23 protein-coding genes are annotated in these 24,796 nt (G+C 68.9%); 14 read left to right on the top strand and 9 right to left on the bottom strand.

Features of this window, described 5'->3' with window-relative positions; all coding sequences use genetic code 11:
* Positions 1–23: 23 nt before the first annotated feature.
* The 8 genes from PI246_RS15615 to PI246_RS15650 are packed head-to-tail and all read right to left on the bottom strand — an operon-like array spanning position 24 to position 7,062.
* Complete coding sequence (locus PI246_RS15615) at positions 24–755, bottom strand: LytR/AlgR family response regulator transcription factor (RefSeq protein ID WP_320552241.1); 732 nt, start codon at positions 753–755, stop codon at positions 24–26.
* Entirely contained in the window at positions 733–1,776 is a 1,044-nt protein-coding gene (locus tag PI246_RS15620; protein ID WP_320552242.1) for a sensor histidine kinase, read from the bottom strand. The genes PI246_RS15615 and PI246_RS15620 overlap by 23 nt, the downstream gene beginning before the upstream one ends.
* A gap of 35 nt (positions 1,777–1,811) precedes the next feature.
* Positions 1,812–2,480: an alpha/beta hydrolase gene (locus tag PI246_RS15625; protein WP_320552243.1), complete on the bottom strand. Its 669-nt coding sequence runs from the start codon at positions 2,478–2,480 to the stop codon at positions 1,812–1,814.
* Positions 2,481–2,513: 33 nt separating this feature from the next.
* Positions 2,514–3,614 carry a glutathionylspermidine synthase family protein gene (locus PI246_RS15630; RefSeq protein ID WP_320552244.1) on the bottom strand — a complete coding sequence of 367 codons (1,101 nt, stop codon included), beginning with the start codon at positions 3,612–3,614 and terminating at the stop codon, positions 2,514–2,516.
* Complete coding sequence (locus PI246_RS15635; RefSeq protein ID WP_320552245.1) at positions 3,614–4,117, bottom strand: hypothetical protein; 504 nt, start codon at positions 4,115–4,117, stop codon at positions 3,614–3,616. The genes PI246_RS15630 and PI246_RS15635 overlap by 1 nt, the downstream gene beginning before the upstream one ends.
* A gap of 10 nt (positions 4,118–4,127) precedes the next feature.
* Positions 4,128–4,532 carry a DUF350 domain-containing protein gene (locus PI246_RS15640; RefSeq protein ID WP_320552246.1) on the bottom strand — a complete coding sequence of 135 codons (405 nt, stop codon included), beginning with the start codon at positions 4,530–4,532 and terminating at the stop codon, positions 4,128–4,130.
* The gene (locus PI246_RS15645) at positions 4,529–4,927 is read right to left on the bottom strand and encodes a VOC family protein (RefSeq protein ID WP_320552247.1); all 399 of its coding nucleotides are present in this window, start codon (positions 4,925–4,927) and stop codon (positions 4,529–4,531) included. Before PI246_RS15645 ends, PI246_RS15640 begins: the two co-directional genes overlap by 4 nt.
* A gap of 35 nt (positions 4,928–4,962) precedes the next feature.
* Entirely contained in the window at positions 4,963–7,062 is a 2,100-nt protein-coding gene (locus tag PI246_RS15650; protein ID WP_320552248.1) for a prolyl oligopeptidase family serine peptidase, read from the bottom strand.
* 290 nt (positions 7,063–7,352) lie between these two features.
* On the opposite strand from PI246_RS15650, the gene PI246_RS15655 reads away from it, so the two are divergent.
* The 10 genes from PI246_RS15655 to PI246_RS15700 all read left to right on the top strand — a co-directional run bounded on the left by PI246_RS15655 (position 7,353) and on the right by PI246_RS15700 (position 20,249).
* Positions 7,353–9,746 (top strand): S9 family peptidase, encoded by a 2,394-nt coding sequence (locus PI246_RS15655; RefSeq protein WP_320552249.1) that lies wholly within the window; start codon positions 7,353–7,355, stop codon positions 9,744–9,746.
* Between the two features lie 249 nt (positions 9,747–9,995).
* A complete protein-coding gene (gene kdpF, locus PI246_RS15660) occupies positions 9,996–10,088 on the top strand; it encodes a K(+)-transporting ATPase subunit F (protein ID WP_320552250.1) in 93 nt (30 codons plus the stop codon).
* Positions 10,085–11,806, top strand: coding sequence for a potassium-transporting ATPase subunit KdpA (gene kdpA, locus PI246_RS15665; protein WP_320552251.1), 1,722 nt, complete (start codon positions 10,085–10,087; stop codon positions 11,804–11,806). The genes kdpF and kdpA overlap by 4 nt, the downstream gene beginning before the upstream one ends.
* Positions 11,807–11,809: 3 nt before the next feature.
* Complete coding sequence (gene kdpB / locus PI246_RS15670; protein WP_320552252.1) at positions 11,810–13,882, top strand: potassium-transporting ATPase subunit KdpB; 2,073 nt, start codon at positions 11,810–11,812, stop codon at positions 13,880–13,882.
* Between the two features lie 14 nt (positions 13,883–13,896).
* Positions 13,897–14,091: a hypothetical protein gene (locus PI246_RS15675; RefSeq protein ID WP_320552253.1), complete on the top strand. Its 195-nt coding sequence runs from the start codon at positions 13,897–13,899 to the stop codon at positions 14,089–14,091.
* Between the two features lie 77 nt (positions 14,092–14,168).
* Positions 14,169–15,692, top strand: coding sequence for an outer membrane beta-barrel protein (locus PI246_RS15680; RefSeq protein WP_407069827.1), 1,524 nt, complete (start codon positions 14,169–14,171; stop codon positions 15,690–15,692).
* 10 nt (positions 15,693–15,702) lie between these two features.
* The gene (gene kdpC, locus PI246_RS15685) at positions 15,703–16,275 is read left to right on the top strand and encodes a potassium-transporting ATPase subunit KdpC (RefSeq protein WP_320552254.1); all 573 of its coding nucleotides are present in this window, start codon (positions 15,703–15,705) and stop codon (positions 16,273–16,275) included.
* A 97-nt stretch (positions 16,276–16,372) separates the two neighbouring features.
* Positions 16,373–19,033, top strand: a complete 2,661-nt coding sequence (locus tag PI246_RS15690; RefSeq protein WP_320552255.1) for a sensor histidine kinase KdpD — start codon at positions 16,373–16,375, stop codon at positions 19,031–19,033.
* Entirely contained in the window at positions 19,030–19,725 is a 696-nt protein-coding gene (locus tag PI246_RS15695; protein ID WP_320552256.1) for a response regulator, read from the top strand. Before PI246_RS15690 ends, PI246_RS15695 begins: the two co-directional genes overlap by 4 nt.
* Positions 19,726–19,859: 134 nt before the next feature.
* On the top strand, positions 19,860–20,249 hold the full coding sequence (locus PI246_RS15700; RefSeq protein ID WP_320552257.1) for a hypothetical protein: 390 nt from the start codon (positions 19,860–19,862) through the stop codon (positions 20,247–20,249).
* A gap of 86 nt (positions 20,250–20,335) precedes the next feature.
* Here the strand turns inward: PI246_RS15700 and PI246_RS15705 are convergent, their stop codons facing one another.
* Positions 20,336–21,124, bottom strand: a complete 789-nt coding sequence (locus PI246_RS15705) for a helix-turn-helix domain-containing protein (RefSeq protein WP_320552258.1) — start codon at positions 21,122–21,124, stop codon at positions 20,336–20,338.
* Between the two features lie 140 nt (positions 21,125–21,264).
* On the opposite strand from PI246_RS15705, the gene PI246_RS15710 reads away from it, so the two are divergent.
* The 4 genes from PI246_RS15710 to PI246_RS15725 all read left to right on the top strand — a co-directional run bounded on the left by PI246_RS15710 (position 21,265) and on the right by PI246_RS15725 (position 24,762).
* Entirely contained in the window at positions 21,265–21,507 is a 243-nt protein-coding gene (locus PI246_RS15710) for a hypothetical protein (protein ID WP_320552259.1), read from the top strand.
* Positions 21,508–21,584: 77 nt separating this feature from the next.
* Complete coding sequence (locus tag PI246_RS15715; protein ID WP_320552260.1) at positions 21,585–22,043, top strand: MarR family winged helix-turn-helix transcriptional regulator; 459 nt, start codon at positions 21,585–21,587, stop codon at positions 22,041–22,043.
* 24 nt (positions 22,044–22,067) lie between these two features.
* Positions 22,068–23,522 carry an efflux transporter outer membrane subunit gene (locus PI246_RS15720; RefSeq protein ID WP_320552261.1) on the top strand — a complete coding sequence of 485 codons (1,455 nt, stop codon included), beginning with the start codon at positions 22,068–22,070 and terminating at the stop codon, positions 23,520–23,522.
* Between the two features lie 25 nt (positions 23,523–23,547).
* A complete protein-coding gene (locus PI246_RS15725; protein ID WP_320552262.1) occupies positions 23,548–24,762 on the top strand; it encodes an HlyD family efflux transporter periplasmic adaptor subunit in 1,215 nt (404 codons plus the stop codon).
* The last annotated feature ends 34 nt before the right edge of the window (positions 24,763–24,796 follow it).

A 24,796-nucleotide genomic window follows, 5' to 3' on the forward strand; every position in this document is an offset into this window, starting at 1 on the left:
TGAAGTGGCGCGTCGGTGTCGCGCTATTGTCCCCCAATCGTCCCCGCCGCGCCTCCGCCGCGAAGCAGTTGGCGTATCGCGGGCAGGTTGCGCCGGCTCACCTCGGGGGTGACCTCGCTGCCGTCGAGGCGGGCCAGCACCCGGCCGTCCGGCAACGTCTTCAGGCCGAGCAGGCGCTGGCGCGGCACCAGGCAATTGCGGTGCAGGCGCACCAGCCGGTCGCCGTGCGCGGTCTCGAGCTGGCGCAGCGAGTCGTCGATGAGGTGGGTTCCCCCGGCATGGTGCACTTCGACGTATTTCTCGTCGGCCAACAGGTAGACCACGTCGGCCAGCGCGATGCGCCACTCGCCGTTGCCGCTGCGCGCGCGCAACCACGCGTCCGGCGACGCGGCCGGCGCGGTCCGCGCGGCGACACGACGCAGGGCTTCGTCCAGGCGCTCGGCGCGCACCGGCTTGAGCAGGTAATCGGTGGCGCCCAGGTCGAAGGCGCGCAGCGCGTGCTGCTCGTATGCGGTGCAGAACACCACCTGCGGCCGCGTGGGCAGCGCGGCCAGCCGCTGCGCCGCGTCGGTACCGCTAAGGCCCGGCATCTCGATGTCCAGCAGCACGAGGTCGGGTCGCAGCGTGGTACAGGCCGACAGCACCGCCTCGCCGTCCGCGACGCTGCCGATCACCTCCACGTCGGCATGGCGGGCGAGCAGCGCGGCCAGCCGCGTGCGCGCGAGCGGTTCGTCATCGGCGATCAGGACGCGCATGGGCAAGATCCGGCAGGAAGACGGTGACGACGAAGCGTTGGTCGCGCACGTCGTCGCGCACCTCGGCGCGATCGCCGTAGTGGTAGCGCACCCGCTCGCGTACGTTGCGCAGGCCATGGCCGGTACCCGACGGGGCGGGCGACGGCGGCAGCGGGTTGTCGACGCACAACTGGGCACCCCCGGGAACACGGCGCGCGACGATGCGCAGCAGTCCGCCGTCCACCCGCGGCTGGATGCCGTGACGGATCGCGTTCTCGACCAGGGGCTGAAGCAGCAGGTGCGGCAAGGGCAGGGTTTCCGCCACGTCGAGGTGGCGCTCCACCCGCAGGCGGTCCCCCAGGCGAAGCGCCTCGATCTCGAGGTAGCGCTCGACCAGCCGCCACTCGTCGCCGAGCGTGCCCATGCCCTCGCGCTCGTCGCCCAGCGCCGCGCGGAACAGTTCGGCGAGGTTCTCCACGGTGCGCTCGGCCGCGACCGGATCGACGGCGATCAGCGCGGCCACCGTGTTCATGCTGTTGAAGAGGAAGTGCGGACGGATGCGCGCCTGCAAGGCGGCCACCTGCGCCTGGGCCTCGGCGGCCACGCGGGCCTGCCACTGGGCCACCACGTAGAAGTAGCGCAACAGGCACGCCCCGAGCAGCCCGGCGGCGAGGCTGGCCTGGAGCGTGAACCGGGACGGATCCGCCGGGCCGACGCCCAGGGCGAGCCCCACGTCGAGCCAGCCCAGCAAGGCCGTCGCGAACGCGGTGAGCGCCACCAGCAGCAGCCACACGGCCGCGTAAGGCCAATGACCCGGCAAGCGCTGCATGGACGCGCGCAGCTTGCACAACGCGACGGTGAGCAGGATCGCCAGCCAGCTGGTGAACAGCACGCCCGCGCTGTAGGCGCTCCAGCCGCCGGAGGCCTCCGGCCCCAGGCGCATCAGCGTTACCGTGAGCGCGCCGACGACGAGCAACGCGAACAGCACGGGCAGGCTGCAGAAATCGGGCAGGGGCGTGGACGGGCGCGGCGCGGCGGGCATGCGGCGAGTATGCCGGATGCCCGCCGCGCCGGGGATCACGCGGTGGTGAAGCGCGCCGTGAGCCAGGCCTTGATGTCGTGGATCTCCGGCAGGCTCACCTGGTGGGCCATCGGGTAGGTGTGCCAGTCGATACGGTACCCCAGCGATTCGAGCCGTTCGCGCGACTGCTGGCCCAGCGCGAGCGGCACCACGGGGTCGGCCGTGCCGTGGCCCCAGAACAGCGGCGTGTCGTGGTTCGCGACGTGGCGTTCGGCGTCGATCGTGTCGTGCAGGGGCAGGTAGGCCGAAAGCACGAGCAGGCCGGCCAGCGCCTCGCGATGGCGTAGCCCGGCCGACAGCGTCATCGCGCCGCCCTGCGAGAACCCGGCCAGCACGATGTGCGACGTGGGCACGCCGCGCGCGTTTTCCTGTGCGATGAGCGCGTCGACCTCGGCGATGGAGGCGCGGATGCCTTCCGCGTCCTGCTTGTCGGCCAGCGCGATGCCCTTGATGTCGTACCACGCACGCATCGGCACGCCGTTGTTGATCGTCACCGGCCGCACGGGGGCATTCGGAAAGACGAAGCGCACGCCGGGCCACGACGGATCGACGAGCTCGGGCACGATCGGCACGAAGTCGTTGCCGTCGGCGCCGAGGCCGTGCAGCCAGATCACCGACCAGGTGGGCGAGGCGTGGGTTTCGTGTTCGACGCTGGGCAGGGGCATGGCGTTTCGTCCGGTGGGCGGCAACCTGCCATCCTAGCGGAACCGGTGCGGCACGAAGCAGCTCGTGTTGCGGGTGATGCGGTCGTCGTCTTCGCGCATGCCGATGCCCGCCGGCGTGTCGCCGACGACCCACGAACCGACGAGGGCATGTCGACCGTCGAACACCGGCAGCGGCGCGAGGGCCTGGTAGATGCGCTGCGGTGCCAGCACGGCCCCCTGGCGCGCATCGAGGATGGCGATGCCCTCGCCTTCGCGTCCCCAATACGGCTTCGCCACGGCAGCGCCGTCGATGTCCTCGCGGCGCCGGCTGGCCGGCAGCAGGTTCGGGTGCCCGGGGAAGAACTCCCACAATAGGGGAAGGATGGCCTTGTTCGAGAGCAGCATCTTCCATGGCGGTTCGACCCAGCGCGTGCCCGCACCGGGAAGATGCGCGGCGAACGGCTCGGCGAGCAGCCATTCCCAAGGGTAGAGCTTGAACAGGCGGTCGATCGGGCGATCGGCGAGGTCGATGAAATCGCGGCCGGACCAGCCGATCTCCTCGATGTCGAGCGCCTGCACGTCATGACCGGCCTGCATGCAGGTATCGAGCAGGTAGTCGGTGGTGGTGCCGTCTTCGGGGTTGTCGTAGCACGCGGCGAAATGCACGCGTTGGCCACCGCCGACGAGACGCCAGCGCTCGACCAGCTGTTCGTGGATCGCGTTGAACTGGTCGTCGCCCGGGTAGCACGCCTCGAGCCAGTACCACTGCACCACCGACGCCTCGAACAGCGAGGTGGGCGTGTCCGCGTTGTATTCGAGCAGCTTCGGTGGCGAGGTGCCGTCCCAGGAGAGGTCCATCCGTCCGTAGAGCGCGGGATCGCGGTTCCACCAACTGCGTTCGACGAGATGGGCGGCCCGGGCGTCGATGCCGAGGTCCTCGTAGCGACCTGCCCGCACGATGCGATCGACCGCCTCCAGGCACAGCGCATGCACCTCGGCGGTAGCGGCCTCCACGGCGTCGATCGCCGCCGCGTCGAACACATAGCAGGCGTCTTCGCGCCAGTAGGGCCGGCCGTCGAGGGTGTGGAAGCCGAAACCGAGCGCCTCGACCTCGCGCTCCCAGTTCGGGCGCGGCGCGATGGCCTCACGGCGCATCAACTGCCCCTCGCCGACACGCGGCCGGTCGAGCCGAAGCCGCCGCGCGAACCGAAGTCGAATCCGGTCGGCCCCCGGCTGTTGACGCCGCCCGTGGTCGCGCCGCTCGCGAAGGTCCGCCCCGGACCGGGATCGCCCTTCATCGGGTTCGAGCGCCAATCGCTGCGATACCACGGTCCGTAGTAGTGATAGCCGGTATATCCCACGCCGCTGCCGCCAGTGGACGGCGCATAGGTACATTGCCCCGTGGCGTAATCGTGCTCGCAGTCTTCCTTGCTGGCGTAGCTGTTGCGCTGCACGTCGGTGTCCGGCCACACGAGGTAACCAAACAGGCCGATGACGCCCACGGCAACGGCGGCCGAGCGCATGCGCTTGCCGCGTGCCGGTGACGGGGATCCCGGCGAGAACGACGGGTGCCGGTAACCCGTGGGCAGGTTGAAACGGGCGTCGGGCCGCGCGCCGCCTGGATCGTTGCGGGAGAGTCGCTTGTCGTCCTTGTCCATCGCGAGCCCCTCAGTACGTCATGGCGGCGGCGTTGATCGCGCCGACGCAGGCGGCGATCACCGCGACGAAGACGGCCACCGAACGCACGTCGGCTTCGATCCGGCCAAGCAGGTCGCGCACCAGCAGACGCAGCGCCAGATGCGTGAGCAGTTGCACCGCCCACGCCACCCCGCCCCACAGGGCGAGATCGACGAGGCTGACGCTGTGCGCGATGGCGCTCGCCAAGGGCAGCACGAAGCCGATGGCCGCGCCGCCGAGGCTGATGGCCGCGGCGAGGTTGCCCTCGCGAATCAGAGCCATCTCCCGTTGCGGCGTGATCCAGATGTAGCTGATCACGAACGCCACGAAATAGACCAGGCCCAGGCCGAGGTAGGCCACGAACGCGGGCAGGGTGAAGAGGTCCGGTACGCTCACGATGTTTTCCTCGCCTGGATCAGGTCCCAACCGTTGCCATAGAGATCGTCGAAGACGGCCACCGTACCGTAGGGCTCGTGGCGGGGTGCCTCGCGGAAATGCACGCCGTGCGCGAGCATGTGCGCGTGGTCGGCGGCGAAGTCGTCGGTGTGCAGAAACAGGAACACGCGTCCGCCGCCTTGCTGGCCCACGTGCGCGCGCTGGGTGTCGTTGGCCGCCCTCGCCAGCAGGAGGCGTGCGCCTGCTTGCGGGCCGCGGGGTGCGACGGTGACCCAGCGCTTGCCGTCCCCCTGCGGCACGTCCTCGATCAGGTCGAAGCGCAGCGCACGGGTGAAGAAGGCGATGGCCTCGTCGTAGTCGTGGACCAGGAAGGTGATGGCGCCGAGAGAGGCCATGGCGGGCGTTCCTTGGGATGCTCAGTCGAGGCCGATCACTGGCCCAGCCCGAGTTCGGTGGCGAAGAAGGTCATCGACAGCGCCGCGTTGCCCACCCGCTGGCTGAAGGGGGCGCCGATGCCATGACCGGCGTTCATGCGGGTCAGCAGCAGCACGGGATACCCCGAGGTGGTGGCGCTCTGCAGGGCGGCGGCGAACTTGCGCGACTGCCACGGCGCGACGCGGGGATCGTTCGCGCCGGTGGTGAGCAGCACGGCCGGGTACGCCGTGCCTGGCTTGACGTTGTAGAGCGGCGAGTAGGCAAGCATGGCCTTCGCGATGGCCGGGTCGTTCACCGAACCGTATTCGCTGCGGTTGTACGGACCGTTCGCGAACGCGGTTTCGTGGCGCGGCAGGTCATAGATGCCGACCATCGCGACGACGGCGCGAAATTGCTGCGGATGCTGCACGAGGGAGGCACCCATCAGCAGGCCGCCGTTGCTGCCACCGAGGATGCCCAGGTGCCGCGTGTCGGTCCACCGGTGGTCGATCAGCGCCTGCGAGGCCGCGTAGAAGTCGTCGAAGACGTTTTGTTTGTGCGTTTTCTGGCCCTGCGCATGCCATGCCTCGCCGTACTCGTTGCCGCCGCGCAGGTTGGCATAGGCGAGCACGCCGCCGCGTTCGATCCATGCGAGGTTCGGGCCGATGAACGACGGCGTCACCGGTATGTCGAAACCGCCATAGCTGTACAGGATGGTCGGGCGTCGTCCGTTCGGGGTGACGCCATCCATCGAGATGACGGTGACGGGAATACGGGTGCCGTCTTTCGAGGTACCGTCGATCCGTGTGACACGCACCTTCGAGTAATCCGCCGCGGGTTTCACCTCGAACACGGTCTTGAGCGAGCCGGTGTCGCCGTCGTACTCGGCCCAGTGGGTGGGCACCGTCCAGCCGGTATAGGTGATGAGCGCCTTGGCCTGGCCCTTCTCGGCGGCGACGCCGCCGATGACGATGCCCGTGCGCGGCAGCGGCACGCGACGCACGAAGCCCGCCTTGCCGTCGTACTGGTCGGCCCACCAGTCGGGGCCGGCGCTGCGCACCACGAGAAAGCCGTCGCCGAGCGCGGTGACATGCTGGATCGCGCCGTCGCCCTCGGGCAACACGTCGCTGCGCGTGCCCTTGGCGTCGAACGCGACCAGCTTCCCGCGCGGTGCGCCGGCGAACGTCACGACGAACAGCCGGTCACCGACCCACTCGGCCGAGCGCACGTCGGCGTCGTGGCCAAGCACCTTGCGGAAGGGACCGTCGCCGCTGCGCAGGAACACCTCGGCGGGGCCGCCGTCGCCTTCGTTGGCGAGCAGCGCGGTGGTCTTTCCACCGTTGCCGGTGTGCAGGATGTACTCGGCGATGTCGGAGTATCCCTTGCCGAAGACCACGGTGTCCTTCGACTGCGGCTGGCCCAGCGCGTGGTGGGCCAGGTAGGCGTCGAACTCACGCAGGGGGGTGTCCCGCGTGGGGGTCGCGAAGCGGGCATAGGTGACGCCCTTTTCGTCGGCGTCCCAGGCAAGCGCCTGCGGCGTGGTGCCGCCGCCGGCCCAGGCCAGCTGGTCGGGAAGCGGCTTGCCCGTGGTGGTGTCGAGCACGTGGATGGTGGTCAGTTCGCTGCCGCCTTCGGCCGTGCCGTAGGCGAGGTAGCGCCCGCTGGGCGAAGGCCAGTATTCGGTGATGGCGGTGTTGCCGTCCCCCTGGTTGAGGTCGACCAGCGTGCGCACGGGGCCGTCGGGCCAGGCCTTGGCGACCAGCACCGGCTGGGGCTGGGGCGGCGTGTTTTCGAAGTAGAACAGGGTGCCGCCGGCCAGCGTGGGGGACGAGCGCGTGGTGGAGGTGATGGCCAGTTCGCGGATGCGTGCGCTCAGATCCTTCGCCAGGGGCATCTTGCCGATGGTGGCTTCGGTATAGGCGTTCTGCGCGTCGATCCACTGCGTGACGCCGGGCGCGTCCGGGTTTTCCAGCCACCGGTACGGATCGTTCACCCTCGTGCCGGCGAGCGTGTCCGACACGTCGTGCCGGGGCGTCGGCGGCGGACCGTCGGTGGCATGCGCCGTGCAGGCGATGAGCAGGCTGGCGGCGAGCAGGCGCGGAACGATGGCGCGCATGGCGTGTCCTTGGGAACGAAAGCCAGAGCCTAACAAAGCCATGACCTTCGGCACCCCTGCCGCCAGTAACGGGCACGGGAGTGCACGCATCGCCCATACCCTCCGGTCGACGCATGCGAACGGCGCCGCGCCCCTGTGGGAGCGGATCGTATCCGCGAACCCCTCAGGCCGGGTTCGTGCGAGCGAGGCCGTGACGTGACCGTGCGAGGTCGACACGTCATCCGCCGGCAGCCGATCGCACCAGCGATTCCCGCTATCCTCACCCCTTTGTCGTTCGCGGAATGCCCTGGATGCGCGTACTCGCCGCTGTTCTTCTTACCGCCCTGGCCGCCGCGCCGGCCATCGCCGCCCCGCCGCTGGACATGGAAACGATCATGGCCGATCCCGACTGGATCGGGGCCGCGGTGGAAACGCCTTACTGGAGCGTCGACGGCCATGCGGTCTACTACTCGCTCAAGCGCGATGGCAGCCCCGTGCGCGACCTCTACCGCGTCAGCGCGGGGGGCGGTACCCCCGAGCGGCTGGACCCGGGCGCGGTGGCGGCCGCGGACGGCTCGTCGCCGGTGTTCGACCGGGCGCATCGTCATGCCGCGTTCCTGCGCCATGGCGACGTCTTCGTGCGCGACCTCGCCAGCGGCGCCACCGTGCAGGTCACCCGCAGCACCGCGACCGAGCGCGACCCGCGGTTTTCGCTTGACGGGCGCTGGCTTACCTACCGCAGCGGCAACGACTGGTCGGTGTGGAACGTCGCCGGCGGCGCCGCCGCTCCGGCGGCCCTGCTGAAGGCCGAAGACGATCCGAAGGTGCGCAAGGACGACGACCTCAAGGACGACCAGCAGCAACTGTTCACGACCCTGCGCCAACTGCGTGCCGACCAGGACGCGATGCGCGCCGATGCCGACGCGCTGGCGGCGGCCGACGCGGGCCGTGCGCCGGAGCCGTTCTACCTGGGCAAGAACGTCACGGTGGTGGACACCTCCCTCTCGCCCGACGCCCACTGGATGCTGGTGGTCACGCAGGCCCGGGACGCCGATGTCGGCAAGGTCGCCGACCTTACCCATTACGTGACCGACTCCGGCTATGCGGAAACCGAGGCGACCCGCCCCTACGTCGGCCGCAACGACCCGGCGCCGCAGTCGCTGCGCCTGCTCGACCTGCGCCGGCACCTGAGCTTCGACCTCGACACCTCGACCCTGCCCGGCATCGGCGACGATCCGCTCGCCGCGATCCGCGCGCGGACCGTGGCCGCCCTGCGCAAGGCAGGCAAGGCCGATCAGGCCGATGCGCTCGCCGCGCCGAAGAAGCGCCCGGTGATCGTCAACGGTGAATACAGCCCGGGCATCGTGTGGAGCGACGACGGCGCCAATGTGGCCGTGCAGTTGCGTGCGATCGACAACAAGGATCGCTGGATCGCCACGGTGGACATGGACCGCCACGTGCTGGTGAGCCGTCATCGCCTGACCGACCCGGCCTGGATCAACTGGGACGACAACGACTTCGGCTGGCTGCACGATAACCGCACGCTCTGGTACCTCAGCGAGGAAAGCGGCTTCTCGCAGCTCTACGCACGCCCCCTCGACGGTAGCGCGAAAGCCCTGACACGCGGCCGCTTCGAGGTCGACCACCCGGTGCTCTCGCCCGACGGCAGCACGTTCTTCGTGCGCAGCAACAAGGTGGCTCCGTACAGCTACGACGTGTACCGTGTGCCATCCTCTGGCGGCGAGCTCGCGCGCGTCACCCGTTATGAAGGGATGGACGATTTCACCCTCTCGCCCGACGGCCGGGCGCTGGCCGTGCTGCACTCGTCGCCGTACGTGCCGCCGCAGCTGGCCGTGATCGGCAGCGACGGCGACGGCGCCCACGATCTCACCGACACCCGCAAGCCGGCCTACAAGGCGCGCGAATGGATCGCGCCGCGTATCGTCGCCATCCCGTCCAGCCACGGCGCCGGCACGATCTACGCCAAGCTCTACGCCCGCGGTGACGCCGCCGGCCGTCCCGCCGTGCTGTTCGTGCACGGCGCGGGTTACCTGCAGAACGTGCACCTCTCCTACCCCGCGTATTTCCGCGAGCAGATGTTCCACAACCTGCTGGTGGAGCGCGGTTACGTGGTGCTCGACATGGACTACCGCGCGTCCAAGGGCTACGGCCGCGATTGGCGCACGGCGATCTACCGGAACATGGGCCACCCCGAGCTGGAAGACCTGCTCGACGGCAAAGCCTGGCTGGTGACGCAACATGGCGTGGACCCGCGGCGCGTAGGCATCTACGGCGGCAGCTACGGCGGCTTCATGACCCTGATGGCCCTGCTGCGCGCGCCGGGCGAGTTCGCCGCCGGCGCGGCCCTGCGCCCGGTCAGCGACTGGACCAGCTACAACCACGATTACACCTCGAACATCCTCAACGACCCCCAGCTCGACCCGGAGGCGTACGCCACCAGTTCGCCGATCCGTTATGCCCAGGCGCTGGCCGATCCCCTGCTGATCGAACACGGCCTCATCGACGACAACGTGCTGGCCAGCGATTCGATCCGCCTGTACCAGCGCTTCATCGAACTGCACAAGACGAATTTCTGGATGTCGCTCTACCCGATGGAGCGGCATGGCTTCGTGCACCCGGACTCCTGGTACGACGAATACCGCCGTATCGACGATCTCTTCCGGGAGCGGCTGGAGCGCCGCTGACCGCCCGTTCGCCGGCCCGCGCCAAGGCGGGCCGGCGCCCTTGCGCTGGAAAATTTACGCAAACGTTACGGCCGGCCTTTCCCTGCGATACGCCGTAAATATCCACGACATCGAAAAATACGCGCCGTTATCCCCGACGGACCGCACCCGTGGAATTCCTGTACGTCCTACTCGTCGTCGTGCTCACCGCCGTGACGATCGGCTTCCTCATGATCTGCGACCGTCTGGGTCGTCGCTGAGGACACTGCCATGACTTTAATTTATACCGTGGCCACGGTGATCGCCGTGGCGCTCGCGGGCTACCTGTGCGTGGCCCTGCTCAAGCCGGAGTGGTTCGAATGACCGCGAACGACTTCTTCCAGATCGGCCTGTTCGTCGCCGTGCTCCTGGTTACCGTCAAACCCCTGGGGGCCTACATGGCCCTGGTGTTCGCCGAGACACCCAATCGCGTCACCCGTTTCGGCGCCCGCGCCGAAGGCCTGCTCTACCGCCTGGCCGGCGTCCGCGCCGACGAGGACATGGGCTGGAAGCGCTACGCCATCGCCATGCTGGCGTTCAACGTGGCCGGCCTGGCCCTGGTTTACCTCCTGCAGCGTACCCAACAGTGGTTGCCGCTGAATCCGCAGCACTTCGGTGCCGTGGAGCCGGGCCTGGCGATGAACACCGCCATCAGCTTCGCCAGCAACACGAACTGGCAGGCCTACGGTGGCGAATCGACCATGAGTTACTTCACCCAGGCCACCGGCCTGGCGGTGCAGAACTTCCTCTCGGCCGCCACTGGTATCGCCGTGCTGGTGGCCCTGGTGCGCGGCTTCGTGCGTCGCGGCGCCGACGCGGTCGGCAATTTCTGGGTCGACATGACCCGGGCCACGCTCTACGTGCTGCTGCCGCTTTCGCTCGTGGTCGCCTTGCTGCTGGTGTCCCAGGGCGTGGTGCAGAACGTGTCGGCCTACCTCGACGTCGCCACGGTGCAGCAGGGCACGCAGACCCTGCCGATGGGGCCGGCCGCGTCGCAGATCGCGATCAAGATGCTCGGCACCAACGGCGGCGGCTTCTTCAACGCCAACTCGGCGCACCCGTTCGAGAACCCGACGCCGTTCTCCAACTTCATCGAGATGCTCTCGATCTTCGTCATCCCGGCGGCGCTTTGCTACACCTTCGGCAGCATGGTCGGCGACCGCCGCCAGGGCTGGGCGATCCTGGCCACCATGCTGCTCATTTTCCTGCCTCTCACCGTCGGCCTCGTCGCCGCCGAGCAGGCCGGCAACCCGGCGCTGCACGGCCTGGCCGTCGACGCCCAGGCGTCGGCGCTGCAGAGCGGCGGCAACATGGAAGGCAAGGAAACCCGCTTCGGCATCGCCTCGTCCGGCCTGTTCGCCGCGATCACCACGGCGGCCTCGTGCGGCGCGGTCAACGCGATGCACGACTCGCTCACGCCGCTGGGCGGCCTCGTGCCGATGTGGCTGATGCAACTGGGCGAGGTGATCTTCGGCGGCGTGGGCTCGGGCCTTTACGGCATGCTCGCCTTCGCCGTGGTGGCGGTATTCATCGCCGGGCTCATGGTGGGACGGACGCCGGAATACCTCGGCAAGAAGATCGAGGCGCACGAGATGAAGATGGCGAGCCTGGCCGTACTCATTCCCTGCGCGCTGGTGGTGATCGGCACGGCCGTCGCCGTGATGTCGCCGGCCGGCGTGGCGGGTGTCGCCAACCCCGGCGCCCACGGCTTCAGCGAGATGCTCTACGCCGTGAGTTCGGCCGCCAACAACAACGGCAGCGCGTTCGGCGGACTCTCGGCCAACACGCCGTTCTGGAATGTGCTGCTCGGCATCTGCATGTTCCTGGCGCGGTTCCCGCTGGCCATCGCCATGCTCGCCATGGCCGGTTCGCTCGCGGCGAAGCGCCACGTGCCGCCGTCGGCGGGCACGCTGCCCACGCACACGCCGTTGTTTGTCACCCTGCTCGCCTGCGTCGTCATCGTCGTCGGCGCGCTCACCTTCCTCCCGGCGCTGGCCCTAGGACCGATCGCCGAACAGCTGATGTCCATTTCGGGGCACTGATCCATGACCACCCATGCCCAAACCCCGCGCGGCTTCGACCGCGCGCTGGTGACCCGCGCCCTGCGCGACGCCTTCGTCAAGCTCTCGCCGCGGCTGCAGTTCCGCAATCCGGTGATGTTCGTCGTCTTCGTGTGCAGCGTGCTCACCACGCTGCTCTGGGTGCAGGCCCTCACCGGCCACGGCGAGGCACCCACGACGTTCATCTTCTGGGTCAGCCTGTGGCTGTGGTTCACCCTGTTGTTCGCCAACTTCGCCGAAGCCCTCGCCGAAGGCCGCGGCAAGGCCCAGGCCGACGCCCTGCGCGGTTCGCGCCGTGATGTCGCGGCGAAGAAGCTGCCCTCGGCCGATCGCGACGCCGCCGTGGTGTTCACGCCGTCGAGCGAGCTGCGCGCGGGTCACTTTGTGCTGGTCGAGGCGGGCGACATCGTGCCGGGTGACGGCGAGGTGGTGGTCGGTGCCGCCAGCGTCGACGAAAGCGCGATCACCGGCGAATCCGCGCCGGTGATCCGTGAGTCCGGTGGCGACCGCAGCGCGGTCACCGGCGGTACCCGCGTGCTTTCCGACTGGCTCGTGGTGCGCATCACCAGCAACCCGGGCGAGAGCTTCCTCGACCGGATGATCTCGATGGTGGAAGGTGCCTCGCGGCGCAAGACGCCGAACGAGATCGCGTTGACCATCCTGCTGGCGAAGTTCACCCTGATCTTCCTGCTCGCCTGCGCCACGCTGCTGCCGTATTCGATCTACAGCGTGCAGGCCGCGGGCTCCGGCAACCCGATCACCCTGACGGTGCTCATCGCGCTGCTGGTATGCCTGATCCCGACGACCATCGGTGCCCTGCTTTCGGCCATTGGCATCGCCGGCATGGATCGCATGATCCGCGCCAACGTCATCGCCACCTCGGGCCGCGCGGTGGAGGCGGCGGGTGACGTCGACGTGCTGCTGCTGGACAAGACCGGCACCATCACCCTGGGCAACCGCCAGGCCGTAGCCTTCCATCCCGCACCAGGTATCGAAGAGCGTGAACTGGCCGAAGCCGCCGAACTGGCCTCGCGCGCCGACGAGACGCCGGAAGGCCGCAGCATCGTGGTACTCGCGTCGAAGGCGTTCGGTGGGGAAAGCCGCCGCGGCGACGACCGTCGCGCCGTGTTCGTCCCGTTCACCGCGCAGACGCGCATGAGCGGCGTGGACGTCGGTACGCGGCACATCCGCAAGGGCGCGATGGATGCCGTGGAGCGCTACCTCGATTCGCAGGACAGCCACATGCCGCCGCTGGTCAAGCGCATGGCCGAAGACGTGGCCCGCCGCGGCGCCACGCCGCTGGTGGTGGTCGACGGTGCGCTGACGCTCGGTGTCGTCGAGCTGAAGGACATCGTCAAGGATGGCATCAAGGAGCGCTTCGCCGAGATGCGCCGCATGGGCATCCGCACGGTGATGATCACCGGCGACAACCCGCTCACCGCGGCGGCGATCGCGGCCGAGGCCGGCGTGGACGATTTCCTCGCCGAAGCCACGCCCGAAGCCAAGCTGAAGCTCATCCGCGACATACAGGCCGAAAACCGGCTGGTGGCGATGTGTGGCGACGGCACCAACGACGCGCCGGCGCTCGCCCAGGCGGACGTCGCCGTGGCGATGAACAGCGGCACGCAGGCGGCGAAGGAAGCCGGCAACATGGTCGACCTGGATTCCAACCCGACCAAGCTGATCGAGGTGGTGGGCATCGGCAAGCAGATGCTCATCACCCGCGGCGCGCTGACCACGTTCTCCATCGCCAACGACATCGCCAAGTATTTCGCGATCATCCCCGCGGCGTTCGCCAGCACCTACCCGGCGCTGAACACGCTCAACGTGATGCACCTGGCGACGCCGCAGAGCGCGATTCTGTCCGCGGTGATCTTCAACGCGCTGATCATCATTTTCCTGATTCCGCTGGCGTTGAAGGGCGTGGCTTACCGCGCGCTCGGCGCGGCCGCCCTGCTCCGTCGCAACCTGCTCGTCTACGGACTGGGCGGCGTGGTGGTGCCGTTCATCGGCATCAAGCTCATCGACCTGTTGCTGGTCCTGGTCGGACTGGCCTGACCCGAGGTGTTCCCATGCAGTGCGTCAAGCTCACACTTTTCGTCGAAGAGGGTTCGGACCTCGACATGGAAGTCCATGTCGTGAACGCTGAACAGGCGATGCCGGCCACGCAGGCGGTCCCGTCGCCGGTCACCGCGATGCGCCCCCGGGCCGTAGCCTCCCCCGGCATCGACGACGAGTACGCCCTCGGTGGCTACGCCGGCATCTGACCGGCGTCCTACCTTCTTCTCCCTCGATTTTCCAAAGAAAAGGACGGCCCGCCGCGGCCGCTTTCAGGTACACCCGCATGATGTTCAAGAAGATGCTCCCGTTCGCCCTCTCGCTGCTCCTGCTCCCGGTGGGTAGCGCGGTTGCGGCCGAACTCGCCCCGGTCGCCCATGTGGACGTGTCCGCCACCGACCTGGCCGACACGCCCAGTGGTGCCCTGGTGGCCGCCAGCGGCGACTGCTCGCGCGGGTTTGTCTCCCGCCTCGCGGCGGCGTATCGCGAAGACGCGCAGCCGGCGTCGCCGGATGCCCCTGTCGCCGCACGTCGTGGCATGGATTCGCCGTTCTCGTCGCCGCCGTTTCCCTCGGCGGAATGGCAACTGGGCGGCGTCGAATACCCGGTGGGCGTGCCCAACGAGAATGCACAATATCCGCTGGAGAAGGCGCTGTCGTGCACGAGCCTGGGGCACTGGATGCAGGATAACCGCATCGAAACCTATGGCTGGATCAACCCGTCGATGAACCTCAGTTCGTCCGACCACACCAATTACCCGCTGTCGTACGCCACCCGCCCGAATCGCGTCGAGTTCGACCAGTTCCTGTTCCGCATCCAGCGGGTGCCGGATACGGTGCAGACCGATCACGTCGACTGGGGCTTCCACTTCGACGATCTCTACGGTTACGACTACCACTACACGACCATGAAGGGCGTCACGAGCGACCAGCTCCTGAACCATCCGCGCCCCAACAGCGCGCTCAACGGCAAGATCTACGGCAACGATCCGATGATCGCTTACGTCGACCTGTACATCCCCTGGGTCGCCAAGGGCATGGTGGTCACCGTCGGTCGCTACCTGTCGCTGCCGGACATCGAGGCGCAGTTCTCGCCGAACAACTACCTGTTGACGCATTCGATCCTCTACACCGTCGACGCGTACACCAACATGGGTGTGATCACCACGACCAAGCTCAACGACCAGTGGACGCTTCAGCTCGGCGTGCACGGCGGCGACGATTCGGCCGTCTGGGACGACACCAGCCGGTTGACCGCGCAGGCTTGCGTGCGCTGGGTGTCCAAGTCGAACAACGACATGCTCTATCCCTGCGTGGAGTCGTACAACCATTCACGGCAGACGTATAACAACCTCCAGGAATTCGTGCTGACCTGGGGCCACCGTTTCTCGCCTGACGTGCACATGCTCACGGAGGCCTATCGCATCTACGTGCGCGACCAGTCGCTCGCGACCGATCCGTCGCAGTCGCATGCGCCCACGGGGGTGCCCGGTTATCCCTTGGGTGAGGCGCCGGATTTCCCGCTGGGACACAATTCCGCGTTCGGCATCGTCAATTACCTGAACATCGAGGTGAATCCGACGAACATGCTGTCCATTCGCAACGAGTTCTACAACGACCAGCAAGGTCAGCGCACCGGTTTCGCCACGCGGTATTCCAGCCACACCATCGGCATGACGCACTGGGTCACCCAGGACCTGGAGATCCGTCCGGAACTGCGCTACGAGCACGCCTACGATTTCGCGGCCTACGACGCGGGACGGTCGCACCACCAGACGACGGCGTTGCTCGACGCCATCCTGCATTACTGAGGTGTCAGCCATGATCAAACTGATTCGCCAGGCACTCGTCATGCTGCTGCTGATGACGGCCATCGTCGGCGTCGCGTATCCGGCGGTCATCGGCGGCCTGGGCAACCTGCTGTTTCCGCAGCAGGCCGCCGGAAGCCTCGTGCAACGCGACGGCAAGCCGGTCGGTTCGGCCCTCATTGGCCAGGCCTTCACCGCACCGGGCTATTTCTGGGGCCGTCCGTCGGCGACCACGCCGGGCCCGTACAACGGGGCGTCGTCCACCGGCTCCAACGTCGGCCCGACCAACCCGGCGCTGGCCGACGCGGCGAAGCAGCGCATCGCCGCGTTGCGCGCGGCCGACCCGGGCAACACCGCGCCGGTGCCGGTGGAGCTGGTGACGGCCTCCGGCAGCGGCCTGGACCCCGAGATCAGTCCCGCCGCCGCCGACTTCCAGGTGAGCCGTGTCGCCAGGGCCCGCGGGATGGACCCGGGCAAGGTGCGCGAACTCGTCGCGGCGAACACCCAGGGGCGCCAGTTTGGCGTGCTGGGCGAGCCCCGGGTGAACGTGCTGGCGCTGAACCTCGCGCTGGATCGCTCCCGCTGACCGGTAGGAGCACGCCCTGCGCGCGATGGAGCCCCCATCGCGCGCAGGGCGTGCTCCTACCTGTAATCTCTATGCCGACACGCTTTGGGCAAGCCCGATGAACGACTCCCGAGATGCCCGCGCCGACGCGCTGCTCCATGCCGTGACGCATGACGCCGGACAGCGCCTGAAAGTCTTCCTCGGCGCCGCGCCCGGTGTGGGCAAGACCTTCGCGATGCTTTCCGCCGCGCGCGACCTGCGCCGCCAGGGCATCGACGTCGTGGTCGGGCTGGTCGAGACCCACGGCCGCGCGGAAACCGCCGCCCTGCTCGAAGGCATGGACGTGCTGCCCACCCGCCCGGTGCACTACGCCGGCCGCGATTTCCGCGAGTTCGACCTCGAGGCGGCCCTGGCGCGCAAGCCGGCGGTGATCCTCGTCGACGAACTGGCCCACACCAACCTCCCTGGCGGCCGCCACGCGCGACGCTGGCAGGACATCGCCGAGCTGCTCGACGCGGGTATCGAGGTCTACACCGCGCTTAACGTGCAGCACCTGGAAAGCCTCAACGACCAGGTCCGCCGGATCACCAACGTCGCCGTGCGCGAGACGGTGCCCGACGCCTTCCTCGACCGCGCGCGCGACATCGTGCTGGTCGACCTGCCGCCGCGCGAGCTGATCGGCCGCCTGAAGCAGGGCAAGGTCTACGTACCGGAAACGGCGGCGGTGGCGCTCGACGCTTTCTTCTCGCCGACCAACCTTGCCGCGTTGCGCGAGCTGGCGGTGGAAACCGTGGCCGCGCACGTCGACAGCGACCTGCGCGAACACATGCTCGCCCGCGGCGGCGCGATGCCGGTGCGACGCCGCTGCATGGCCGCCATCGACGGCCATACGCAGAGCGAATATCTCGTACGCATCGCCCGGCGCATCGCCGAACGTCGCGGTGCGCCATGGAGCGTGGTGTTCGTGGACCGCGGCAGCGTCGACGCCGAACGCCGCGAGCGCGTGGATGCCGCCATGCGCCTGGCCCGGCGGCTCGGGGGCGAGTCGGTGATCCTGCGCGGCCACGCGGTGGCCGACGAACTGCTCGCCTGGGCCGATCGTGAAGGCGTGGGCCAGATCATCGTCGGGCGCACCCGCGAACGACCGATCGCGCGCCGCCTGGGCTATTCGCTCACCCAGCAGTTGCTGCGTCGTGGCGCGCACCTGGAACTGACCATCGTCGCCACGCCCGCCGAGCGCGCACGGGCACGGCGACGCCTGCGCGTGGCCGAGCAGGCCGGCGCCAAGCGCGATTACCTCTTCGCCACCGGCGCCACCGTCGTCGCGATGGCCCTGTCGTTCGTCGCCGACCGTTTTCTCTCGGTGGCCAACCTCTCCCTGATTTTCCTCACCGCCGTGCTCGCCGTCGCGGTACGCACGCGCATGGCCGTGGCGGTGTACACCGCCGTGCTGTGCTTCCTTGGTTACAACTTCTTCTTCGCGCCGCCGCGCTACACCCTGGCGATCGCCAACGCCGACGACGTGCTCGCGGTGGTGCTGTTCCTCGCCGCGGCGCTCGTCTGCAGCCGCCTGGCGACGCGCCTCGCGGGGCAGGTGACCTCGCTGCGCGCGGCGCAGGTGCGAGGGCGCGCGCTCATCGCCCTCGGTCAACAGCTGGCGACCAGCGCCGATGCCGATGCCATCCGCGTGGCCGGTGCGCGTGCGCTGGCCCGCACCCTCGACGCGGAGGTGGCCGTACTCGCGCGCGACGCGGCCGGACAACTCGCCGTGGTCGCCTCGGTGCCCGCCGGGCTCACGCTCGCCACGCCCGATCGCGCGGCCGCCGACTGGAGCGAAGTCCACGCCGAGCCGGCGGGGCGCCACACCGACACCCTCAACGGCGCCTCGTTCTGGATGGTGCCGCTGGGCAGCGAGCAGCAGCGCCTCGGGCTCGCGGCGTTGCGGTTTCCGGCGGAGGTGCGCGAGCCGGACGTCGAGCGGCGCGGGCTCGCGCTGGCGATGGTGCAGGACATCGGCCAGGCCCTGGAGCGCGCCCGCCTCGCCGATGCCCTGGAAAGTGCCCGCGTGCAGGGCGAGACCGAACGGCTGCGCAACGCGTTGCTGTCGTCGGTGTCGCACGACCTGCGTTCGCCGCTGGCCTCGATGATCGGCTCGGCGGGCACCCTGCTCAGCTACGAGACACAACTGCCGGCGGACGAGCGCCACGAACTGTTGCAGGCGATCCTCGGCGAAGGGCAGCGCCTGGACCGTTACATCCAGAACCTGCTCGACATGACGCGCCTGGGCCACGGCACGCTCACGCTGCATCGCGACTGGGTCGACGCGGGCGAGATCGTCGCCGCGGCCACCTCGCGCATGCGCAAGCTGTTTCCCGATACGCGGGTGGACGTCACCCTGCCGCGCGATACGGTGCTGCTGCACGTGCACCCGGCGCTCATCGAACAGGCGCTGTTCAACATCCTGGAGAACGCGGCGCGTTTCTCCCCGCCCCACGACGCGGTGCGGGTCATCGTGCGCACCGAGGCCGGCCGCCTGCTCGTCGACGTGGCCGACCGCGGCCCCGGCATCCCCGAGGACGAACGGGCGCGGATCTTCGACATGTTCTATTCGGTGTCGCGTGGCGACAGCGGCAAGCAGGGCACCGGCCTGGGCCTGGCGATCTGCCGGGGGATGATCGGCGCGCACGGCGGCAGCGTGGAGGCCTTGCCGAACGTCGGCGGGGGCACGACCATTCGAGTCTCCCTGCCCCTGCCGCCGCCACCCGACGAGACGCCATGACATCCACCGCCCCGCGCGTGCTGGTGATCGACGACGAAGCCCAGATCCGCCGCTTTCTCGACATCGGCCTGCGCGCCGAGGGCTACCAGGTGCTCCTGGCGGCCACGGGCGAGGAAGGTCTCGGTCTGGCCGCCACCCAGTCGCCCGACGTGGTGATCCTCGACATCGGCCTGCCCGATCGCGAGGGTCACGAGGTGCTGCGCGAGATCCGCGGATGGAGCGCGGTGCCCGTGCTGATGCTCTCGGTGCGCGACGCCGAGAGCGAAAAGGTGAAGGCGCTCGATGCGGGCGCGAACGATTACGTCACCAAGCCGTTCGGTATCCAGGAGCTCATGGCGCGCTTGCGCGTGCTGTTGCGCCAGGGCGCCCGCGGCGGCGAGCCCGACGCCCCGGTGCGCTACGCCGACGAGCGGCTGAGCGTCGACCTGGCCCGCCGCGAGGTGTCGCTCGATGGCGAGCCCGTGCCGCTCACCCGCAAGGAGTTCGCCGTGCTGTCGCTGCTCGTGCGCCATCCCGGCCGCGTGGTGAGCCAGCAGCAGATCCTGCGCGAGGTCTGGGGCGCCACCCACGTGCAGGACACGCACTACCTGCGCATCGTGATGGGCAAGCTGCGCCAGAAGCTTGGCGACGACCCCGCCGTGCCCCGCTGGCTGAAGACCGAACCCGGCGTGGGCTACCGTTTTCCGGCATGAACCGACCCTGCGGGTGTGAACGCCATCACGGCGCGCGTGGCCTTCACGAACTTTCAGATTGATCTGATTCCCGGTCGCCGGTCTGGTCGCCAAGCTCCGTGTCCGTTACGGGGAATCCAGAAGAGGCGCAGACGGTGGAATCGCATCACGACTCGTTCCGGCGCATGCCGAGGCTCACGGGCCTGATCGTCTCGGCGTGCCTGTTCACACCCGCGTTCGCGGCGGTGATCGACTGCGGCGAAGAGCACTTCGTCAGCGGTTCGCAGCGCATGCCCACCTACGCCGAGGCGATGGCCCAGTGCCGCGCCGAGGAGGCGGCCATGACCCACCCGCAGAACGGTGCGTACCACCGCGCACGCTCGTGCTACGACGCCGGCTCGCCGGGAGCGTACGGCGCGTGGACGCACGGCCGCGTGGCCGTCGATGTGGTGGAGCGCGACACGGGCCGGGCGGCGACGTTCGAGTCGCTATGGATGTGCAAGCCGACGATGGCCCGTGCGGGCGGCGGCACCGCCATGGAGTGATTCCTCGCGGCACGACGCTTTCGACGGCCCGGTTGGCCGTCGCGGCACCGACGGTACATGACGGCCGGCGGTGCCGCTTTTTCTGCTCAGGTCGCGGCCTGTCGGGCGAGGTAACGGCCCGGGGAGTCGCCGAAGGCCTTGCGGAACATCGCCACGAAGGCGCTCGGCGACGCATAGCCCAGGCCATCGGCCACGGCGGCCACCGGCTCGCCCGTGGCGAGGCGTTCCAGTGCCCGGGTCAAGCGCGCCTGCTGGCGCCACTGCGCCACGCTCCAGCGCGTCTCCTCGCGGAACAGCCGGGTGAGGTTGCGCGTGGACATACCGGCCCAGCTGGCCCACTCGTCGATGCTGCGCGTGTCTTCGGGCGACTCGGCCATGGCCATGGCCACCCGGCGCAGGCGGCGATCCACGGGCATCGGCAGGTGCAGTTCTTCCTCCGGCGCCCGACGCATCTCGTCGAGCAGCACGTCGAGCAGGCGTTGCCGCTCCGGCGTGGGCTCGCTGTCGAGTGGCCAGCTCGCCGCGCGTTTGAGGAGTTCGCGAAGCAGGTCGTCCACGCCGAACACGCATGGCTTGTCCGGAAGCATGTGCGCGATGCAGGGCGCGACGAACACGGCCATCGCCAGGCTGGGGCCGGCGATGCTGACGGTGTGCATCTCGCCCGGCGGCATCCAGCCGGCGCGCCGGGGCGGCAGCAGCCACGACCCTCGCTCCGTCCGGGTCACGAACACGCCTTCTTCGACGTAGTGGAACTGGCCCCGCACATGGCTGTGCCACTCGGTTTCCTTGAGGGGAAGCTCGCCCTTGGCCCGGTAGCAGATGACCGGCGGACCGTCGGCGCTTTCCACCATACGATGCAGTCTCTCATCCCACATTTGGCTCATTCTCGACATAGGTTGGCCCAATAACGTTATCAGGCCTTTAGCTTCCATGGCTAACATTTGCTTCCCCAAGTAAACGCATGCCGCTGCGGTCCCCGCGGGACGCCACGGATGCACCGACGCCGGAGGTCCCCATGATCCGCCTCGTCACCACCGATCATTCCCGCTACGCCGAAGACCACGAAGCGGGCGATGCCCTCGTCACGTTCGTGGCCTGTGCGCACGCGATGCTCGACCCGACCACCCCGGAGGAGCAGGTCCGGCGCCTTGAGCCGCGTCTTCTGGCACAGCTGCCGACCCTGCGCGCGTTGGGCCTGTTCGAACTGTTCGAGGTCCGCGACCCGGCGATGGCCGCCTTGCTCGCCGACGAGGCCTGAATACCTTCGACATCTGAACTATTGATGGTCCGTATATTTGCCTTGACAACTATTATTGGGGCAATAGAATATGCGGCATGAACTCCTTCTGTTCCCCCTCGCCTGACGGCCAGGAAAGCCTGGGCGCGTTGATCGGCATGGTGCGCGGCGAGATCGTGCGCGCCATCGAGACGGACCTCGCGTCGATCGGGGCGGACCTGAAGTTCACGCAGTTCCACGTGCTCAAGCGGCTGGCCGCCAACGGCCCCATGACCGCCACGGAGCTGGCCCGCGCCGTCGACCTGGACGGCGGCGCGATGACCCGCCAGCTCGACCAGCTCGAAGCCAAGGGCTACCTGCGCCGCCAGCCGCACGAACAGGACCGGCGCGCGCTCCGTATCGAATTGACCGAGGCCGGGGAGGCGTTGTGGCGACATCTGAACGAGAGCAGCAGCGCCACGCTGGAGCGGGCGCAGCGGGGGCTTTCGCCGGTGGAGCGCGAGCGACTGCACGACTACCTGGCGCGCGTGCTCATCGCGTTGCGCGACAAAGACTGAACATCCACGTTTGAGGCAAAACGTATGCGTCTGCACACCCTCGTGGCGGCCGTCGGGGCCGCATTGGTCCTTTCCGGCTGCGTGACCAGCCGCGGGCTCGAACCACAAGGCAGGCTGACCGACCCGTCCACGCTCCACGCGGAGCGCAGCCTGGCCAACGTGTCCCCGGCCAACTGGCCGGCGGCCGACTGGTGGACCGGCCTGGGCGACAGCCAGCTCGCCGGGCTGATCGACGAAGCCCTGAAGAACAACCCCGATCTCGCCGCCGCCGACGCGCGCGTGCGTCAGGCGCAGGCGCAGATCGGCGCGGCCGACGCAGCGCGCGGACCCAACGCGAGCGTCGGGGCCGGCGTGGCCGGCGCGCACCTGCCGGGTTCGCTGTTCCCCGCACCGCTGGGCAACCACTTCAGCTGGACCAAGTACGGCTACGGCAACTTCAGCTGGGACCTCGACCTGTGGGGCGGCAAGCGTGACGCGTGGGAAGCCGCGGTCGGCGCCGAGCGTGCCGCCGAGATCGACGCACGCGCGGCCCGTATCGAACTGTCCAGCGACGTGGCCCGCGCCTACGTGCAACTGGGCTATGCGTTTACCCAGATGGACGTGGCCAAGGCCGAACTCGACCGCAGCCGCGCGTCGCGCGACCTCACCCGCCAACGTGTTGCCGCGGGTGTCGACAACCAGATCCAGGTCAAGCAGTCCGACAGCGAAGTCGCTTCGGCCGAGCGTGAGATGGCGGTGGCGCAACGGGCCATCGATGCCGCGCGCAGCCAGCTCAGCGTGCTGCTGGGCAAGGGCCCCGATCGTGGCCTCGACATCCAGCGTCCGACGACGCTGAGCCCGGCCGCCGTGGCGGTGCCGGCGAACCTTCCGGCCGACCTGCTCGGCCACCGCGCCGACCTGGTGGCCGCGCGCTGGCGCGTGGAGGCGGCGTCCAAGGACATCGCCTCGGCGAAGACCGACTTCCTGCCCAACGTCAGCCTCGGCATCCTCGCGGCCCAGGTCGCGGGCGGGTCCGCCAACCTGTTCAACTCGCGTGCCCGCTTCTGGCAGGTGCTGCCGGCGTTCAGCCTGCCGATCTTCGACGGCGGCCGTCTCCGCGCGAACCTGTCGAACAAGGACGCCGAGTACGACCTCGCCGTGGCCCAGTACAACAAGGTGCTGGTCGGCGCGCTCAACGAGGTGGCCGATGAACTCTCGGCGCTGGACACGCTCGGCGCGCAGTTGCAGGCGCAGCAGCGTGCCCGTGACGCCGCGCAGCAGGCGTACGACCTCGCCCAGCAGCGTTACAAGGCCGGTGTCGGCAGCTACCTCGACTCACTCGTGGTGCGCCAGCAGCTGCTCGAATCCGAACAGCGCCTGGCCGCGCTGCAGGCCCAGCAGGTCGACACCTCCGTGCAACTGATCCAGGCGCTCGGCGGCGGCTTCCGCCCCGAGGCGGGCGACTCGCCGGTCGCCTCGGCCACCCCGGACACCCACTGATTCCCGTTATCCAAGGCAGCTAACGATGTCTCAAGAAAACACCGCCCCCGCCGGCGCCGTCGTCGCGCCGCCCCCGAAGAGCCGTCGCGGGTTCTTCCTCAAGCTCCTCGTCGTGGTGATCGTGCTGGCCGCGATCGCGTGGACCGTCTGGTATGTCGTCGACGGCCGCTGGTACGAAGACACCGACGATGCCTACGTCAACGGCAATGTCGTGCAGATCACGCCGCAGATCGCCGCCACCGTGCTCTCGATCACCGCCGACGACGGCGACCTCGTGCACCAGGGCGACGTGCTGGTGAAGCTCGACGACGCCGATGCCAGGATCCAGGTCGAAAGCGCCCGCGCCGAACTGGCCAACACCGTGCGTCGCGTGCGTGGCCTCTACAACAACGTCAGTTCGGCCCAGGCGGACGTCGCCGTGCGCCAGACCGCGGTCGATCGCGCCCGCGCCGACTACAACCGCCGCCGCGACCTCGCCAAGACCGGCGCCATCTCGGCCGAAGAGCTGTCGCACGCCCTGGACACCCTGACCTCGGCCGAAAGCAGTCTTGCCTCCGCGAAGCAGAGCTACAGCACCAGCAAGGTGCTGGTCGACGATACGGTGGTGGCATCGCACCCGGATGTGCGTGCGGCCGCCGCAAAGCTGCGCAACGCCATGCTCGAGGAAGCGCGTACGTCGATCCTCGCGCCGGTGGACGGCTACGTCGCCAAGCGCAGCGTGCAGCTGGGCCAGCGCGTGCAGCCGGGCGCGGCGCTGATGGCCGTGGTGCCGCTGCATGAAGTGTGGGTCGACGCCAACTTCAAGGAGACGCAGATGCAGCACATGCGCATCGGCCAGCCGGTGGACGTCACGGCCGACGTCTACGGAGACAGCATCACCTACAAGGCGAAGATCCGCAGCCTGGGCATCGGCAGCGGCAGCGCGTTCTCGATCCTGCCCGCGCAGAACGCCACCGGCAACTGGATCAAGATCGTCCAGCGCGTGCCGGTGCGCGTGGTGTTCACCGACCCCAAGCAGCTCGACGACAAACCGCTGCGACTGGGCCTGTCGACCAAGGTGACGGTGTCGCTGCACGACCAGAACGGCCCGCTGCTCGCGCAGCAGCCGCCGGCCAAGCCGGAGTTTTCCACTGACGTGTACGCCAACCGTCTCGCCGGCGCCGACGCCGAGATCGCCAAGGTGATCCACGACAATGCCTCGTCCGGCGGCGACGGCGAGCAGGAAAAAGCGCCCAAGTAAGCGCGCGACCGGGGCGCGGCACGTGCCGCGCCCC

Source organism: Luteibacter sahnii, assembly GCF_034063545.1.
Taxonomy (GTDB): domain Bacteria; phylum Pseudomonadota; class Gammaproteobacteria; order Xanthomonadales; family Rhodanobacteraceae; genus Luteibacter; species Luteibacter sahnii.